The sequence below is a fragment of the Paenibacillus sp. AD87 genome (assembly GCF_001659845.1).
GTDB lineage: Bacteria > Bacillota > Bacilli > Paenibacillales > Paenibacillaceae > Paenibacillus > Paenibacillus marchantiae.
The window spans coordinates 3,622,893-3,638,732 of the sequence record NZ_LXQN01000007.1; the positions used below are offsets into that span (position 1 = coordinate 3,622,893).

Consider the following 15,840-nt stretch of genomic DNA (forward strand, 5'->3'; position numbering starts at 1 on the left):
GATTGCCCCAATTCGCAATGTTCCCCAATCTGCAAAAGTCCGTTCGCTTGCCGGCCCTCCGGCGTGTCTGTACTCGCTGCTTTTTGTATATGCCCTCTCAGGTCCATCTTCAATTATCCGTTGCCCTCTCCGCTAACCGGCCGGAGTTACCCCTTCACTGCGCCTACGGTTAGGCCTTTGATGAAATACCGCTGGAAGAATGGATATGCCAGTACGATTGGACCAATACCGACAACAGCCATCGCCATCTGCAGTGTTTTATTCGGCAGATTCAGCAACCCGCCCTGTGAGGAAATCTGTGAAGAGACATTGGAGTTGGATGTTAAATATTGAATATCGAGCAGCGTCCGGTACATAAGGTACTGAAGACTGATCGTCCGGTTATCAGATATAAAAATCATGCTGAGATACCAATCGTTCCAGTAATTCAATGTGCTGAACAGTGCAACGGTCGCCATCACCGGAAGGGAGAGCGGAAGCACAATACGTGTAAACGTTCTCAATTCACCCGCTCCATCAATTCGTGCCGATTCAAGAATCGATACCGGAATGGAGTTAGCGAAGAACGTACGCATGACCAGCACGAAGAAAGGTGACAACAGCAGCGGCATGATCAGTGCCAGAATCGAGTTTTTCAAATCCAGTACGTTCACATAGACGAGATACCACGGGACTAGACCGCCATTGAACAGCATGGTGAAAAAGATGAAAAAGGCGAACCACCCGCGATACGGCAAATCTCTTCGGGAAAGCGGATATGCGTACAATGCAGTCAGTGCAACACTCGTTATTGTACCTATCACGGTTACGATAATTGAAATGCCATAGGAATGGATGATCTGGTCCATGTCCTTGAACAGAAATTCATAGGCAGTCAGGCTAAACTTCTCCGGAATCAGCTTATACCCGTTCGCAATGACCGTGGTCTCGTCCGAGAATGAGATCGCGAAGACAAGCAGGATCGGCACGATGCAGGCAATGGCATAGAATATAAACATAGCGTGTATGAAAGACGCGGAACGCCGCGACACGGCTAATGGATCACGTGATTTCACAGCTGGCTTGCCTCCTCTCAAAATAATGCATTATCTTTGTCCATTCTCCTAACGATGGTATTGGATACGAGAACAAGTACAAATCCGACAACAGCCTGATACAGCCCGGCTGCCGAGGACATCCCGATATCGCCTCCAATAAGGAAGGTTCGGTACACATACGTATCCAGAACGTTCGTGACCGGGAACAATGCGCCCGATTCCAGCGGAACCTGGTAGAACAGACTGAAATCCGCGTAGAAAATACGACCGATCTGCAGCAATGTCATAATCACGATCAGCGGTACGAGAAACGGAACGGTAATGAAGCGAATCTGATGCCACTTGCTCGCGCCATCCAGCACGGCTGCTTCATAATATTCCTCATCGATGCCTACCACTGCTGCCAGATAAATGACGGCATAATAACCGATATTCTTCCATGTGTTCACCAGTGGCAAAATGTACGGCCAATACTTGGGCTCCGAATACCAGTCAATTGGTTGTCCGCCAAAGAGCTGAAGAATCGTTGAGTTCATGAAACCCGAATCCTTGCCGAGAAACGCGAGCACCAGATAGCTGACTACAATCATCGACAGAAAATACGGAAGCAGCATGAGTGACTGATACAATTTGGACATCGCCTTGTTTTTCACTTCATTCAACAAAATCGCAAGCCCTACACCTACAAATAAATTCAGAGCAATAAATACCGTGTTATATGCGAGCGTATTACGTGTGATCTCCCAAGCATCGCTGGTGGAGAATAAATACTTGAAATTATCCCAGCCGCTCCACGGACTGCCCCAAATACCGTCGGCATAGTTTACATTTTTGAATGCAATCAGAACGCCGAACATCGGCATATAGTTGTTCACCAGCAGAAACAGAATGCCTGGCACAAACATGAGATACAAAACCTTGAATTTACCTAGATTGTACAGGACAGACTTTCGTTTTCGAACCGATATGTCCCTTCCATCCGATAGACGTGCTGCCTTACCCGCCTGGGGTTGTGTCTTCATAACTTGTTCTCCCTCACTCCTCTTGAATTTCATCCTCAGGATGAAACACCGCTGTGTCTCCTGTGGTTCAAGTATACGGCGGGGCGTTCAGGACCAATATCTGCTGTGGTGACCTGTTCACTGATCAAATTATGACTTTAGGGCACAAAAAAACAAAAGACGCAGCATGCTGCGTCAAATCTGTACCGTTCGAGACTGTTTGCGAAACTCCTGTGGGGTAATGCCCGTGCACTTTTTGAACATTTTCGTAAAATGAGAGTAATTGTAGTAACCGACCTTGCCTGCGATATCCGTCACTTTCACAGTAGACTGGGACAATAAGGTCTTCGCTTTGGCTACTCTGCGCTGGAGAATAAATTCGGAAAGCGACATGCCCTTTTCTTTACGAAAAAGGCGGGATAGATAGGCCGGATTAAATCCGGCAAAGGATGCAAGTTCTTCTCGCATCAGCTCTTCACCAATATGATTTTCAATGTAAATGCATAACTGGTCCACAATCGTCATTGGACTGTGATCGTCCGGATACAATACCGGGATGGCACGACTAATCAGATCTGATGTCCACTGTTTCAGTTGGGGCAGCGAACGTGTCACAACGTTTTCTTCCGGCTCCCGTTCTCCAGGATACAGGCTGCGTACAGATACATTTTTCTGATGCAGCAACGGGTAGATTACATGCAGCATCGCATGATAATACAAGCGCAGAATTTCCGGTGACAAACGCTCCTGTGAAGCCAGTAATTCAAAGATTTCGTCCACACGCTCGCGCAGGTCGTCAAACTTTCCCGTTTCGAACAGGATGGACAGCTCGGAGAACCACGGTATTGGCAGAAAACGATCCTCCGTATCTCGGCCGACCTCGTCATAGATAAAGACCCCTTCAAGCTCGTTAATATTGCGACGCTCCATGTCCATCAGCTCATTCAGCATCCCCTGTAAATCTGTAACTGCTACCGGGACTCCGACGTAACAGGACAATCGGCAATAAAAGTAGGTACCGCACTCTTGAATATAACTCTGACATCCTTGTGCCATCTCACTCGCCGTAGGTATGATCCCGTCCTGTTCGTATGCAAGCACAATATTTAGTCCACTGTGATCCTGAAACACTTCCCCAGGTTTGTCACCAAGCAGCATTTCCTTGGCAGCATTGCGGAGCGCATATTCCAGCACCTCCTCGTCACGCAGATCGAAGTCTCGCACCCATTCTTCGACGGAAATGACAATCGGCAACACGCGCACGTGCGGATCAATCTCGGCTCCATAGACCTCGGCCAGCTCCTGCAGCTTTTGCTGGGTTAAGGTTACGCGCTGTGAGATGGCGTCTTTCCAGAAACGCTCGGTCAACAGTGGTTTATGCGTTTGCCAGCGTTTGTACACCGTCTCATATACTTCATTGGTGCGGGAACGCTGCTCGTCATCCTTGATTTTGTCCATTGCCTGGCTCACAACCTTGATCAGCTGGTCTGCGGGAGCAGGCTTCAGCACATAATCGAAGCTGTTCAGCTTGATTGCCGTCTGGGCATAATCGAACAGGGCATGACCTGTAAGAAAAATCGTCTGCATGCCGGGATCATGCTTTAACACCCAGCTTTGCAGATCCAGTCCCGTTTCACCCGGCATCTCAATATCACAGATCATAATATCAATGGGATGGGCTCTCATCAGCATTCTCGCTTCTTCCGCATCACCAGCACTGAATACCTGGTCGATTCCGGCCAGGCTCCAGTTCACCCCTTCCACCATCGCTTGCAAGGCGTATACTTCATCATCCACGATCAACAGGTTCCGCATAGGCTCTCCCTTCTTCTTCTTCCGTCTGAGCGGGCATATGAATATGGACTGCTGCCCCTCCTTCAGTCTGATTGCTGAACTGCAATCCGGCATGTTCGCCGTACTTTACAAGCAGCCGATGAATAACGTTCCAGATGCCAATGTGCTGTCCACCCGGATCTTCGGCGTATTGCCCCTGTTGCAGGCGCTCCAGTATGTCTTGCTCAAATCCAACACCGTTATCTGTAATTGAAAGTTGAAGAACCGAAAACAGTTCAGGATCAGATAACGTTTTCGACTTCCGTGCTGTTATACGAATAACAAAAGGTTCTGTGCGACGCTGAAAGCCATGAATAATGGCATTCTCCACAAAAGGTTGAATCGTTAAGGGCGGCAGCACATAATGCCCCAGATCTGGTTCAACATCCAGAACGAAATCCAGCTTGTTGGGAAACCTCAGCTTCTGAATCTCCAAATAATGACTGATATGTTCCAATTCTTCATCCAATCGAATAACACGTTTGCCTGCACGCAGGCTGAACCTGAAATAATCTGCCAGATGCCCCGCCATCTGCTGCACCAGCTCATGCTTTTGCAACGAAGCCAGGCTATGAATGATATTCAATGAATTCAGGTAAAAGTGAGGATTAATCTGCATCTGCAATTGTTTAAACTCCGCTTCCCTCGTGCGCAATTGTTCCTCATACACATCTATCTTCAGATGCTGGATCTCACTTGTCATCTGATTGAAGCTGTGCGTGACAAACTCCAGTTCAGATGAAGACGGCGTCTCAAGCCTCACATCAAGTTCTCCTCGGCTAACCCTTCTCATCCCACGTATGAGCACATTCATCGGACGGAATAGGAGCTGCCTGAGAAAAATCATAGCTGTGATCAGAATGACCGCTGCACCAATTGGAAGCAGGCGAATGATCTGCTGAAAAAATGGCAGGTTTCGCATCATATCCTCCTCTGGCAGCAGGACAACATAGTTCATCTCAGACATGGCTGAGGGAATGCCAAGCATCAGGTACTGACGTGCACTGCCTATAGACGTCACTTCAGAGATCACCTGGTACGGATTATTCAATCCAGTGATATGGGCTGCGGCCAGTTTGATTTGTGCCGAGTTCAGGGCTGAATCGGACAGCGCCCCGCCATCTGCTCCCAAGATGACTGCACCTCCCCGGTCACCGGACTCCGTGAATTGCTCGGGGTGATTCAGTGCATTCATGTCCACCAGCGCTCCCGCATAGAACTGGGCATTGATCCGCACCGTTTTGACCAAGGCATTCCAAGTGCCTCCCCGAACGATGCTCCACTCTGGCTTCTGGATTTCCCCCTCCAGCTGCTGCATTTGTACCGGCATGCTCTCCTGCACAATCGACATTTTGACATCATAATTGCCTGAGGTAGCGAGTAACAGATCATCATTCACGGCATCGTACAGAAAAAATGAATCGATCAGATTATAAAATCCGATATCGGTCATGAATTTGTTCATAATGCGCTGTTTCGCAATAATATAATCGCCGCTGCCGTATTTGAGAAAAAACAGGGAAATAATGTCCGGGTCTCGCTCGCCCAGACTGTATAAATACCGATTGGTCTCCTGCAGCACACGCTCGTTCTGCTCCACACTCTTTGCAAGATGATTCATATTGGTGAGAGACACTTGATCACGTACAACTTTCATGGCATATACGTTGTTGTAATATAGCAGCATGAATAGTGGCAGCATGATCAATGTCAGACCCACAATAAACTTAAAGCGCAGTGAACGGATGAAATTCATGAATTCCCGCCCTTTTGTTTAATCTAGATTTCAGTTCTTTTGCACATTGTTGTAACCGCTATCAAAATCAAGCGATTTCTCCTGTTTTTTTGATGCTCTACCACTGTATTTCTTCCATCTTATTCCTTATAATGGCATGTTTATTGTAGTCATACTTGCTTGCATCTGTCTATGTGGTTCCGTGACCTGTCAGTGTCAATTCTGGTGACTTGCTCTTGGCTTACAGTACGTGTTCGAGGGTCCATGCTCTAATTAGTTCTCCATCTGTAAAAAAAATCCTGCTCCACACTCCACGAACGCCCGGTGATGACATGCATACGATATATCACTCCTTGGATTGACATCAAGGATGTAAGGAGGCATGTCCGATGAATATACAACTCGTCCCATTGCATTATGTATATCTGGCTTTTATCGTCTTGATTATCGCCGTCATGGTTCGGCGTAGAGACACAACCATCATTTGTGTCGCAGGTATCATGACCATTGGACTCCTGGCGACTGAAACATTAAGCGGATCAGTTTCCGGAATCTTCAGCAGTTTTATCTACGCAGCCAAGGAGCTGCTCAGCACCATTTTTATCATCTCGATCATTGTCGCCATGAGCCGGGTATTAATCCGGACGGGGATCAATGAAGTCATGGTGACACCACTCACCCGGTTCATCCGTTCTCCACAGGTCGCCTATTGGGGAATTGGATTCATTATGATGATCGTATCATTGTTTTTCTGGCCCTCTCCTGCCGTTGCCCTGGTTGGAGCTGTACTTCTTCCGGTAGCAGTACGAGTCGGACTTCCTCCCATCGGCGCTGCCATTGCCATGAATCTGTTCGGTCACGGCATTGCCTTATCAGGGGATTACATTATCCAAGGGGCACCCAAACTGACAGCTGATGCAGCTGGCCTTCCCGTTACCGCTGTTATGACTGCAAGTATCCCACTTGTCATAGTGATGGGGACGGTGTCTACCGTAACGGCATTCTGGATGCTGCGCAAGGAGATGAAGTCAGGTTCCCCCGTTAAACTCAGTGATCCGATCTCTGGTGAAGCAGTAACCGTTCATCCACCTTCGTCAGACTCTGCGCCGATTTCCGAGGAGCCAGCCGTTCAACGTCAAGCAATGCCCCCACGTTTGCAAAAGGCATTCGCTCTGATCATCCCATTGTTATTCTTAGTCGATGTCATTCTGATGTTTTTACTTAAATTACAAGGCGGTGATGCCACAGCACTAATTGGTGGAACGGCCGTGCTCATTCTGATTGCCGTATCACTTGCCGCGCATCGTCATACAGGTCCGGAAGAAACAACAAACTATTTAATTGAAGGATTTCAGTTCGGATTCAAGGTGTTTGGTCCTGTTATCCCGATTGCCGCTTTCTTTTATCTTGGGGATGCTGCGATCACAGAACTGTTCAACAACCCGCTGCCTGCTGGATCACACGGGATTGTGAATGATTTAGGGGTTGCTCTTGCAGGGCTAGTGCCATTGAATAATACGGTAGGTGCTATAACGATGACTGTGACCGGAGCGGTCACGGGAATGGATGGTTCGGGGTTCTCTGGAATATCCCTGGTCGGCTCCATTGCGTCCATGTTTGCAGGCTCGGCAGATTCCGCACCTGTATTGACGGCACTGGGTCAGGTCGCCGCCATATGGGTAGGCGGTGGGACCTTAATTCCATGGGCCTTAATTCCAGCTGCTGCCATCTGTGGAGTCAGTCCATTTGAACTGGCACGACGCAATCTGAAACCGGTACTGCTGGGATTAACAGTTACTACTATCGTTGCTATCTTTCTAATCTGATTACTTAACCGTGCTATTCGAACTGAAAAGACGTACGCAAGCGGGCCAATTGCCAAAGCTCATCCTTACTCATTGCGGCCAGATGAAGCATTTCCTCATACGGGTCTCCCTGAAGTCCTAATACAGTAGCGAATGCAGGCTCCGTCTTCAAGCCTTCCAGCTTCAGTTTGCGAATTTCCCGATGTCCTGCTGCACCCCAGAGTTGCAACAATCCCCACTCTACCAGCATGTGAATATAAGCATTCTGCCTGCGTACAGATAGGGACTGAGCGAAAATCTCTACAGGCCAGTTTCCAATTTCCACACTACAGGTCACATAAGGACGCTGGCCAGCACGGCCATCCCCCCTGTCGCATCGAAAACCCTGCATTCCGCCCAGTTGTTGGTGCACCAATGTTTGGAACGCCTCGAGATCCGCTGCCTCACATAATAGATCAAGATCACTTCCAGGAATATCAATATCAATCGGCACTGTTCCAGCCGGATAAGGCTGATAAGCTGCCAATATGCTTAACAATCCACTGGATTGCAACACCTTATACGCATCCTGCTGACGCTCGTTCCCCGAGGCCAAATGTGCCATTACATCCGTAGTTGTAATCATGTCACACCCTCGGGTAGCGGCTCATTCTGACGCTCCTGTAACGACTTGTTTCACTCGACCCACCTGTCCACTGGTCAAACGTACTTTGATCCCATGCGGGTGTGTGGGCGATTTGGTCAACAAATCCTTCACGATACCGCGTGTCAGTTTGCCTGTCGGCTGATCTTGCTTGAGCACGATATCCACTTCAAGACCCGGTTTGATATTTACTCGTTGTTGTCCATTCATGGGTTTCCCTCTCCTCTTCAACGTATTCCATGTCATGTAGCCATAATTTACAAAGCTTCATCTATTGTAGACGTTTTGGATTGAAAACGAAAGCCATGACCAATGTTCAAAAACATAACTGAACTGTTATTTCCGCTTTGAAGAGGGATCAGAAGATTTGCTTTTCATCACTTTCAGAGCCGATCGATAGACTTCATCTGCACTCTTTTCAGGTTCTTTTGTCTCCGTCAGCACCGTTTCGTCTTCCACTTCGGCAGGTTTACGGAAATGAAGCAATGCTTGGCGATAAGCTTGATCACCATCTGTAGTCTGCGTCTCTCTTTTCTGTGGTGAAGGGGGCACTTCCGATGTAGAATCCATCTGATGAATTTCTGTTTGCCTACGATCCTCATGTTCCAAAACTTCTTTATGCTCTGCCTGTTCGTAAATTCTGTCTTCCTTCCGGGCTCGGTCTTCTTCATGCAGCAGGACAGGCCCTTCATCCACCTCTGTTATTTTGGAAGCTCTTGCTTCTGCAGCCTTGCGGGACGATCTGGAGTTATAAATCATCAGAAACACAACCCCAATAACAACAATTACCACCAAAATGATCAACATATGAGCATCCTCCTTATCATCCGCCTGTAGGCAGCCTTAATCAATATATTGGTGCCCTATTCTGCGAATAATATTTCACCTTGTTTCGTATAGAGCGACAAAGTAGCGGGAATGCTCCAAACAGGATTGTCAGCAGAAGACTTTCAGCACCAAATCAAAGAGAAGGTTTACAGAAAACCGAATTGAGGAGGAATGATCAGCATGAATTCACGTGCCATTTTGATCAATATCATTGTTATACTGGTGATTTTGGGAGCCGGGGCTGCCGGGATCTACTATTACAACCAATCCACCAGCTACGTTAAAACCGATAATGCGCTTGTTACCGGGCAGCCTATCTCCGTGGCTTCCGCTGTAGGTGGTGAACTTCGATCCTGGAAAGGCAAGGTAGGTACAACATTTAATGCAGGGGATACTGTTGCCACCGTCACCGCTGCGGGAAAATCAACATCCGTGACGATGCCTGTTGATGGCACCATTGTACAACAGACCGCCGTCGAAAATTCACTAGTATCTGCAGGTACGCCCCTCGCACGGGCCTATGATTTCAATAACCTATACGTGACGGCCAATGTAGACGAGACCGCGATTGATAAAATTAAAGCAGGTCAGATCGTCGATGTATATGTCGATGCATTTCCAGACACCACATTGACTGGCAAAGTAGACCAGATCGGACTTGTCACTGCGTCCTCCTTTTCACTACTGCCGTCGTCCAATACCAATGCGAATTACACCAAAGTAACACAAGTCATCCCGATCATCATTACGATCGAAGGATATAAAGGACTGGGTGTGGTTCCCGGCATGAGCGCTACCGTGCGCGTTCATATCTAAGGCTGCTGATGGATAATCAAAAAAACCAACTGCCACTTGGAAAAACCATCGCTGTCTTGCTACTTGGCGCATTTATCGCCATTCTGAACCAAACTTTGCTCAATGTAGCCATCCCCCATCTGATGAATGACTTTAACGTCTCAGCAACGACCGTGCAGTGGCTGTCCACAGCTTATTTGCTGGTGAACGGGGTACTCATTCCGATTACCGCCTACTTGATCGAGTCGTTCGGAACCCGCAAATTGTTCGTGACTGCGATGCTGTTGTTTACGTTAGGTTCGTTGATCTGTGCCATCAGTCCTGGATTTACGGTTATGCTCATCGGTCGTATCGTACAAGCCAGTGGGGCCGGTATTATTATGCCTTTGGTTATGAACGTGTTTCTGACTGTGTTTCCTCCAGAGAAACGGGGAACCGCCATGGGTACGATGGGTATTGCCATGATGTTTGCTCCGGCCATTGGCCCGACATTATCTGGATGGATCGTGGAACATTATACATGGCGCATTCTGTTCTATATGGTCATTCCGCTTGCCTTGCTTGATATTTTGTTTGCCTTCATTTGGCTGAGAAATGTGTCCAAGCTTACTTCGCCGAAATTTGATGGTTTTGGCGCATTATTCTCCACCATCGGTTTCGGCTTTCTGTTATATGGATTCAGCTCTGCCGGAGATAAAGGCTGGACCAGCGCGACAGTGCTGTTGACACTCATTATCGGAGTGCTCTTCATCGTCTTCTTTGTCCTCCGAGAAACGGCTATGAAGAACCCCCTGCTGGAATTTCGTGTATTCAAATACGACATCTTCACCATCTCGACGCTAGTCAGTGCAACGATTAACATGGCACTCTTTGGCGGGATGCTGCTGTTACCGATCTATCTGCAAAATATAAGGGGATTCTCTCCCCTGCAATCCGGGTTGTTGTTGCTGCCTGGTGCATTGCTAATGGGCGTCATGTCTCCCATCTCAGGAGCGCTGTTTGACCGGATTGGCTCTCGCCCCCTAGCCATTGTCGGCTTGATCATTACCGCCATCACCACCTTTGAGTTTAGTAAGTTGACGGGGGAGACGCCTTATGGTCACATCATGATGCTCTACACGTTTCGTAGCTTCGGCATGTCCATGCTGATGATGTCTGTACAGACAGAGGGGTTAAACCAATTACCACCTCATCTCACCAGTCATGGTACGGCCATGTCCAATACGGTCAGACAGGTCGCAGGTTCAATCGGGACCGCCCTGCTCATTACTGTGATGGCGACACGTGCAGGTATTCATTTGGCGGATTACAGCAACACCGTGACTACAACCAATGTAGCACTGACAGAACAAGTCGGTATGCTTGGCACACAAATGGCTACTGCGGCAGGAATGCCGCCTGAACAAGGCACCAGTCTAGCATTACAGCAGCTCTATGGTATCGCTGTTCAGACGTCAACCATTGAAGGCATTAATGATGCTTTCATTGTAGCGACCTGGATTTCGATCATTGGTCTGTTTCTGTCGTTATTCCTGCGGCGGGCTCGCTCCCGTCCTCGTAAAGTCAAAACTGAACGCTAAAATGGCGTTGGACCACCCTATATCCCCTATACAACCCTGTATCACAGATCAGATCCGCAAGCTTCACTTAGATCAATTGAAACAATAAAAAACCGCAAGTCTCTTTAATCCAGAGACCTGCGGTTTTTGGCTTGCGCTATGGATGCTGGGGTAAGGATGAATTGTCATCCTTGGCAGCCTCTCTCGCCTTAACAGCAAGCAGTTCCGATACGGTTACAAAACGATAACCTTGCTCCTGCAGCTTAGGCAGAATCGTTTTTAGCGCAGCAACCGTCTGGGACTTGCCCTCCACCTTGTCATGAAACAGAACAATGTCCCCGTTACGTGCGTTCTTCAGCACTTTGTTCACAATGGCTGATACGCCTGGTGAAGCCCAATCACGTGTGTCCTGATGCCAGGACCATAGCACAATCGTATAGCCTTGCTGCTTGGCGACCTGAATGACCATGTCATTGTAATAGCCTCCCGGGGGTCTAAACAACGTAGGACGCTGCGCCCCTGCTCCAACAATGGATTTCTCCGCTATGTTCATTTCATGGCTGTACTTATCCGCCCTTGTTGACCTGACCGCGTACGTATGTGCATACGTATGATTGGCGATTTCATGTCCTTCCCGCTGCTCCTGTTTAATCAGGTCAGGAAACTTTTCCGCCCATTTGCCAAGCACAAAAAAAGTGCCTTTGGCCTGATACTGCTCGAGTAAAGCCAGAATTTGCGGGGTCTGGACCGGATCTGGCCCATCATCAAAGGTCAGTGCGATGAGTTTGTCATGTGTGGGAACCTCCCACACAATCTCTCCCCGTTCCTCATAATACTGTCGGTTCTTCTGCACAGGTTTGGCGTAGGCAGAACTGCTGCCAAGCAAAAAAACCAGCGTACACAATCCGATGCATCGGGCTGCCTTCAGGTTCATGTTTATGTCCTCTCTTTATCTTCAAACGTAAACTCCCTGTTAGCATTTCCCGATTCACCAGAACTATTTAACGAAATATTTGATCAATGACTGCAATTTCCTCAGCTGTGAGCTCAACATCCAGTGTTTTCAGATTGTTGATGACCTGTTCTGGTTTCTTGGCACCAGGGATGAGCGCATCAATGGAGGGCTGAGTCAAATACCAGGCCAGAACCAGATGCGCGACCTCAGCATCCTTGGACTGTGCAATGCTGCGTAGTTGTTCCACTTTGTCCAGATTCTGAATAAAGGCTTCTCCAGTGAATAACGGGTTCTTCGCCCGTCCATCCTGGAAGGTTGTATCCCGATTATATTTTCCACCCAGCAGACCTGCTGCCAGAGGGAAGTAAGGTACAAAAGAAATATCATGCTCTGCCGTATAAGGCAGCAATTCCTTCTCCGCTTCTCTTTTGAACAAATTATATTCAGACTGCAGCACATCCACATCTCCATTCCGATTTGCCTCACGCAGCTGATCAATGGAGAAATTGGAAACTCCGATGGCACGGATTTTACCTTCGTCCTTCAAACGTTTCAGCGCACCTACAGCCTCATCCTTCGGTGTAAGTTCATCCGGGAAATGAATATAGAACAAGTCAATATAATCTGTCTGCAAGCGTTTCAATGCCTCATCTACAGAGGTTTTGAGGAAAGCAGGCGAGTTATCAAAGACTACGTTGCCATCCACGAATTTATGTGCAGCTTTCGTTGCTATAATAGTATCTTGACGCTGACCCGTTTCTTTCAGCACTTCACCAATTAAGCGTTCTGAATGCTCAGGTCCATAGATGAAAGCAGTATCCAAAAAGTTAATGCCCTGTTTCAAAGCTGTACGAACGACATCCTTACCTGTCTCATCATTCAGCATATTCGGATAGATGTTATGTCCTCCTACTGCATTAGCCCCCAATCCAATCGGGTTAACAATCAGTTCGGTTTTGCCCAAGCGAGTACGTTGTTCTGCCATGTCTCATCCATCTCCTTTTCTGAGCGTTGGTAACTCACATATATTATATCAGAGGCTTAAGCATATTTAAAATATCGGGTTTATCGGATTAGGTGTTTTTCAGCGCTGTAGCTTCCACATCATTGATGAAACGGCGGAGTTTTGCAGCCACATCGCGGTTAATTTCGCCATTTTCGTATAGCTGCTGTATGGTATTGCGCTGCTCCTGCATCGCCACCATTTGCAATTCCAGCTTTTCCTGATCAAATGGATCTTCCGTTTTGCCCTGATTCCAGGTGCGTAATTTGGCAATTACCCGCTCATATCTGGAGATGACCGACAGAGCCACAATCCGGTTACTATCGTTCATATGAGCACGAATCGCCTTGATCGCTGCTTCAGAGGTACGCATCTTCACTTGACGGAACAGATCCGCATTTTCAATCATAAATGGCTGATCCGGCTTCCGTGAACGATTCGTAAACACATGTCCAAACACTCGTCCAAATTCACTGAGTGAGAACATCATCTGTGTATTCGTGCGGTTTGCAAGCATCATTTCCTTTCGATCCAACCAGCTGTTACATCTAAAGGCGGCTTCCGAAGCAATTACATTTTCATCCATCATATTCTCAATTTCCTTACGTTCAGCCCGCGTACCGATGAGATTAATTGCTGTTTCCTGTTTTAAAATGTCCTTGCGCTTACCGGCAGTAAGCTCGCCAGCCGCCTGCCTGATATATTTCGACAGATCGGAAACTACCGCAAGCGCAGCAGCTTTGTTCTGGTCGTTCATTTCCGACTTCACTGCACGAATGGCAGCATTCAGCATAATATCCTGTGCTTTTCTTTCTGTCGTTTGCGGTGTACCTTCTTCCGCTTTATCTTCGTTCTTCGCAAGAATAGGAAGGAACACACTTGCAGCAATCAGAGTGAACAGTATCACACCTGCTGCCAGGAAAATGATCAAATCCCTTTCCGGAAAAGGAGACCCGTCTTGGAGAACATAAGGAATGGAGAATGCCCCCGCCAGCGTTACAGCCCCTCTCACACCCGAAAGAGTAATGATCGTAACTTCTTTCAGCCGAGGCTTCCCGCTGGACAACGCCTCACCGGAATTTTCATTTCCTTTCCAGAACAGATAGATCCATACAAAACGAAGTACCAACAATAGCACTGAAATGAGGCCCACATATCCGAGTACTTGAAGGTTATCAAACGAGACATTCTCGAAGATGGTACTCAGCACATCCGGGATCTGTACCCCCAGAATGACAAAGACCAATCCGTTCAAAATAAATAAAATGACAGACCAGGTACTGGCAGATACCACCTGCATCTTCAGTTGTACAGACTCGGTCCGATCACGCTCAATAGCATGAATGATCCCGCCAGCGACGACCGCAAGAATGCCCGAAACACCGACCTCTTCACTGACCAGATAAATGACGAAGGGCGTTAGAATTTGCAATAACATATGAATCGTTACATCTTCCATCCCCAGACGCCGAATCCAGACACCCAATCGGATCAACAGGAATGATAATAAGGCACCAATCAGCAACCCGCCAATCGCGATAAGTATAAAACTAAATGACGCCTGAGCCAGGGAAAATACCCCTGTAACCGTGGCGGCAATCGCAAATTTGAATGCAACCAGACCGGATGCATCATTCATTAATGCTTCTCCCTCAAGAAGCCTATGTATGCTCTTGGGTAAATGCACACGACCTGCCATAGCGCCTACAGCCACAGCGTCTGTCGGGGACAGAATTGCCGCAAGTGCAAAAGCCGCAGGAAGCGGAATGGTTGGAATGAGCCAGTGAATGGCATATCCTGCCACGACAACCGTTACAAATACAAGGCCCAGGGCCAGCAAAAGGATGGGCGCTCTTAGATTCCACAGCTCGTGCCTCGGTGTTCGCTTCCCGTCGTTGTACAGCAACGGAGCGATAAAGAGTACGAAAAACAATTCCGGATTCAGTGGCAGATGCACACCCGCAGGTAATAGTGCAATGGCTACACCGAGAACAATCTGAATCAACGGAATGGGGATAAAGGGTACAAATCGGTTCAAAATATTCGATAAACCGATCAGTACCAGCAAAACAAGCACGGCGATAAATAGTTCCATGATGACAATCCCTTTCCGAATAATGAAGTGGTGAAAACCATTTTGTGTACCTTATTTTAACATAAACCAAAGTTTATTATAAAAATGTTGTCATATTAATACCCGTCCAAAGCGAATGGACAACAGTCCGATTGCAGATTTCTGATTGGTTCTGTTTATAAGATGTTACAATATGCTCAGGACAATACCCGTTTGGAAAGGAACTTGGTGTCTATGGCATTTGGAATTAAACGACAGGAGCTGGCCGAGTGGAAAGAACTTGTATCTCGTGGCGACCTTGCCTATCTCACTCATTTCTGGATCGACAACCGTTTTCCGGGCATTACCAGTGTGACCAAAGTGGGCTGTTCGGATCTGAAACGGCTTGAGGACTGGTGTAGAGAGCATGGACTCGACCCACGTTACATCCATCGGCGTCAGCCTTTCCCCCATTTTGACCTGCTCGGTAAAAAACAGAAGGAAATTCTGATCCAGGAAGGTCTGACCGATCACATTCAACGTTTCCATCTTTAATTGAAAAAATTAAAACGCCAGCCTTCAAGATTCAAGTC

Annotated in this window: 14 protein-coding genes; 4 read left to right on the top strand and 10 right to left on the bottom strand. The window is 47.6% G+C overall.

Annotation, left to right across the window (positions count from 1 at the left end; all coding sequences use genetic code 11):
- Positions 1-146: 146 nt before the first annotated feature.
- The 4 genes from gpAD87_RS15795 to gpAD87_RS15810 all read right to left on the bottom strand — a co-directional run bounded on the left by gpAD87_RS15795 (position 147) and on the right by gpAD87_RS15810 (position 5,627).
- A complete protein-coding gene (locus gpAD87_RS15795; protein ID WP_064639151.1) occupies positions 147-1,055 on the bottom strand; it encodes a carbohydrate ABC transporter permease in 909 nt (302 codons plus the stop codon).
- A gap of 17 nt (positions 1,056-1,072) precedes the next feature.
- Entirely contained in the window at positions 1,073-2,059 is a 987-nt protein-coding gene (locus gpAD87_RS15800; RefSeq protein WP_064639152.1) for an ABC transporter permease, read from the bottom strand.
- A gap of 174 nt (positions 2,060-2,233) precedes the next feature.
- Positions 2,234-3,853 (bottom strand): response regulator transcription factor, encoded by a 1,620-nt coding sequence (locus tag gpAD87_RS15805; RefSeq protein ID WP_064639153.1) that lies wholly within the window; start codon positions 3,851-3,853, stop codon positions 2,234-2,236.
- Complete coding sequence (locus gpAD87_RS15810) at positions 3,828-5,627, bottom strand: sensor histidine kinase (RefSeq protein WP_064639154.1); 1,800 nt, start codon at positions 5,625-5,627, stop codon at positions 3,828-3,830. Before gpAD87_RS15810 ends, gpAD87_RS15805 begins: the two co-directional genes overlap by 26 nt.
- A gap of 368 nt (positions 5,628-5,995) precedes the next feature.
- Between gpAD87_RS15810 and gpAD87_RS15815 the strand changes: the two genes are divergently transcribed.
- A complete protein-coding gene (locus tag gpAD87_RS15815; protein WP_064639155.1) occupies positions 5,996-7,432 on the top strand; it encodes a hypothetical protein in 1,437 nt (478 codons plus the stop codon).
- A gap of 13 nt (positions 7,433-7,445) precedes the next feature.
- On the opposite strand, the gene gpAD87_RS15820 is transcribed toward gpAD87_RS15815, so the two are convergent.
- The 3 genes from gpAD87_RS15820 to gpAD87_RS15830 form a co-directional block, all read right to left on the bottom strand.
- A complete protein-coding gene (locus tag gpAD87_RS15820; protein ID WP_064639156.1) occupies positions 7,446-8,036 on the bottom strand; it encodes a DUF4269 domain-containing protein in 591 nt (196 codons plus the stop codon).
- Between the two features lie 21 nt (positions 8,037-8,057).
- Positions 8,058-8,264 carry a YwbE family protein gene (locus tag gpAD87_RS15825; RefSeq protein ID WP_063564738.1) on the bottom strand — a complete coding sequence of 69 codons (207 nt, stop codon included), beginning with the start codon at positions 8,262-8,264 and terminating at the stop codon, positions 8,058-8,060.
- Positions 8,265-8,390: 126 nt separating this feature from the next.
- The gene (locus tag gpAD87_RS15830) at positions 8,391-8,861 is read right to left on the bottom strand and encodes a hypothetical protein (protein ID WP_064639157.1); all 471 of its coding nucleotides are present in this window, start codon (positions 8,859-8,861) and stop codon (positions 8,391-8,393) included.
- 201 nt (positions 8,862-9,062) lie between these two features.
- On the opposite strand from gpAD87_RS15830, the gene gpAD87_RS15835 reads away from it, so the two are divergent.
- Positions 9,063-9,698, top strand: coding sequence for an HlyD family efflux transporter periplasmic adaptor subunit (locus gpAD87_RS15835; protein WP_064639158.1), 636 nt, complete (start codon positions 9,063-9,065; stop codon positions 9,696-9,698).
- Positions 9,699-9,706: 8 nt separating this feature from the next.
- Positions 9,707-11,257: a DHA2 family efflux MFS transporter permease subunit gene (locus tag gpAD87_RS15840; RefSeq protein WP_063564740.1), complete on the top strand. Its 1,551-nt coding sequence runs from the start codon at positions 9,707-9,709 to the stop codon at positions 11,255-11,257.
- Positions 11,258-11,393: 136 nt separating this feature from the next.
- Here gpAD87_RS15840 and gpAD87_RS15845 read toward each other — a convergent pair whose 3' ends face one another.
- From gpAD87_RS15845 to gpAD87_RS15855, 3 genes are all read right to left on the bottom strand, one after another.
- Entirely contained in the window at positions 11,394-12,170 is a 777-nt protein-coding gene (locus tag gpAD87_RS15845) for a polysaccharide deacetylase family protein (protein ID WP_063564741.1), read from the bottom strand.
- Between the two features lie 67 nt (positions 12,171-12,237).
- Positions 12,238-13,176 carry an aldo/keto reductase gene (locus gpAD87_RS15850; RefSeq protein WP_063564742.1) on the bottom strand — a complete coding sequence of 313 codons (939 nt, stop codon included), beginning with the start codon at positions 13,174-13,176 and terminating at the stop codon, positions 12,238-12,240.
- An 88-nt stretch (positions 13,177-13,264) separates the two neighbouring features.
- On the bottom strand, positions 13,265-15,289 hold the full coding sequence (locus tag gpAD87_RS15855; protein ID WP_064639159.1) for a Na+/H+ antiporter: 2,025 nt from the start codon (positions 15,287-15,289) through the stop codon (positions 13,265-13,267).
- Positions 15,290-15,502: 213 nt separating this feature from the next.
- On the opposite strand from gpAD87_RS15855, the gene gpAD87_RS15860 reads away from it, so the two are divergent.
- A complete protein-coding gene (locus gpAD87_RS15860) occupies positions 15,503-15,802 on the top strand; it encodes a hypothetical protein (RefSeq protein WP_064639160.1) in 300 nt (99 codons plus the stop codon).
- Positions 15,803-15,840: the final 38 nt, after the last annotated feature.

Excerpts from the sequence above, each read along its gene's own strand:
- gpAD87_RS15800 (WP_064639152.1), bottom strand. The coding sequence starts at position 2,059 with ATGAAGACACAACCCCAGGCGGGTAAGGCAGCACGTCTATCGGATGGA.
- gpAD87_RS15805 (WP_064639153.1), bottom strand. The coding sequence starts at position 3,853 with ATGCGGAACCTGTTGATCGTGGATGATGAAGTATACGCCTTGCAAGCG.
- gpAD87_RS15810 (WP_064639154.1), bottom strand. The coding sequence starts at position 5,627 with ATGAATTTCATCCGTTCACTGCGCTTTAAGTTTATTGTGGGTCTGACA.
- gpAD87_RS15815 (WP_064639155.1), top strand. The coding sequence starts at position 5,996 with ATGAATATACAACTCGTCCCATTGCATTATGTATATCTGGCTTTTATC.
- gpAD87_RS15820 (WP_064639156.1), bottom strand. The coding sequence starts at position 8,036 with ATGATTACAACTACGGATGTAATGGCACATTTGGCCTCGGGGAACGAG.
- gpAD87_RS15825 (WP_063564738.1), bottom strand. The coding sequence starts at position 8,264 with ATGAATGGACAACAACGAGTAAATATCAAACCGGGTCTTGAAGTGGAT.
- gpAD87_RS15830 (WP_064639157.1), bottom strand. The coding sequence starts at position 8,861 with ATGTTGATCATTTTGGTGGTAATTGTTGTTATTGGGGTTGTGTTTCTG.
- gpAD87_RS15835 (WP_064639158.1), top strand. The coding sequence starts at position 9,063 with ATGAATTCACGTGCCATTTTGATCAATATCATTGTTATACTGGTGATT.
- gpAD87_RS15840 (WP_063564740.1), top strand. The coding sequence starts at position 9,707 with ATGGATAATCAAAAAAACCAACTGCCACTTGGAAAAACCATCGCTGTC.
- gpAD87_RS15845 (WP_063564741.1), bottom strand. The coding sequence starts at position 12,170 with ATGAACCTGAAGGCAGCCCGATGCATCGGATTGTGTACGCTGGTTTTT.
- gpAD87_RS15850 (WP_063564742.1), bottom strand. The coding sequence starts at position 13,176 with ATGGCAGAACAACGTACTCGCTTGGGCAAAACCGAACTGATTGTTAAC.
- gpAD87_RS15855 (WP_064639159.1), bottom strand. The coding sequence starts at position 15,289 with ATGGAACTATTTATCGCCGTGCTTGTTTTGCTGGTACTGATCGGTTTA.
- gpAD87_RS15860 (WP_064639160.1), top strand. The coding sequence starts at position 15,503 with ATGGCATTTGGAATTAAACGACAGGAGCTGGCCGAGTGGAAAGAACTT.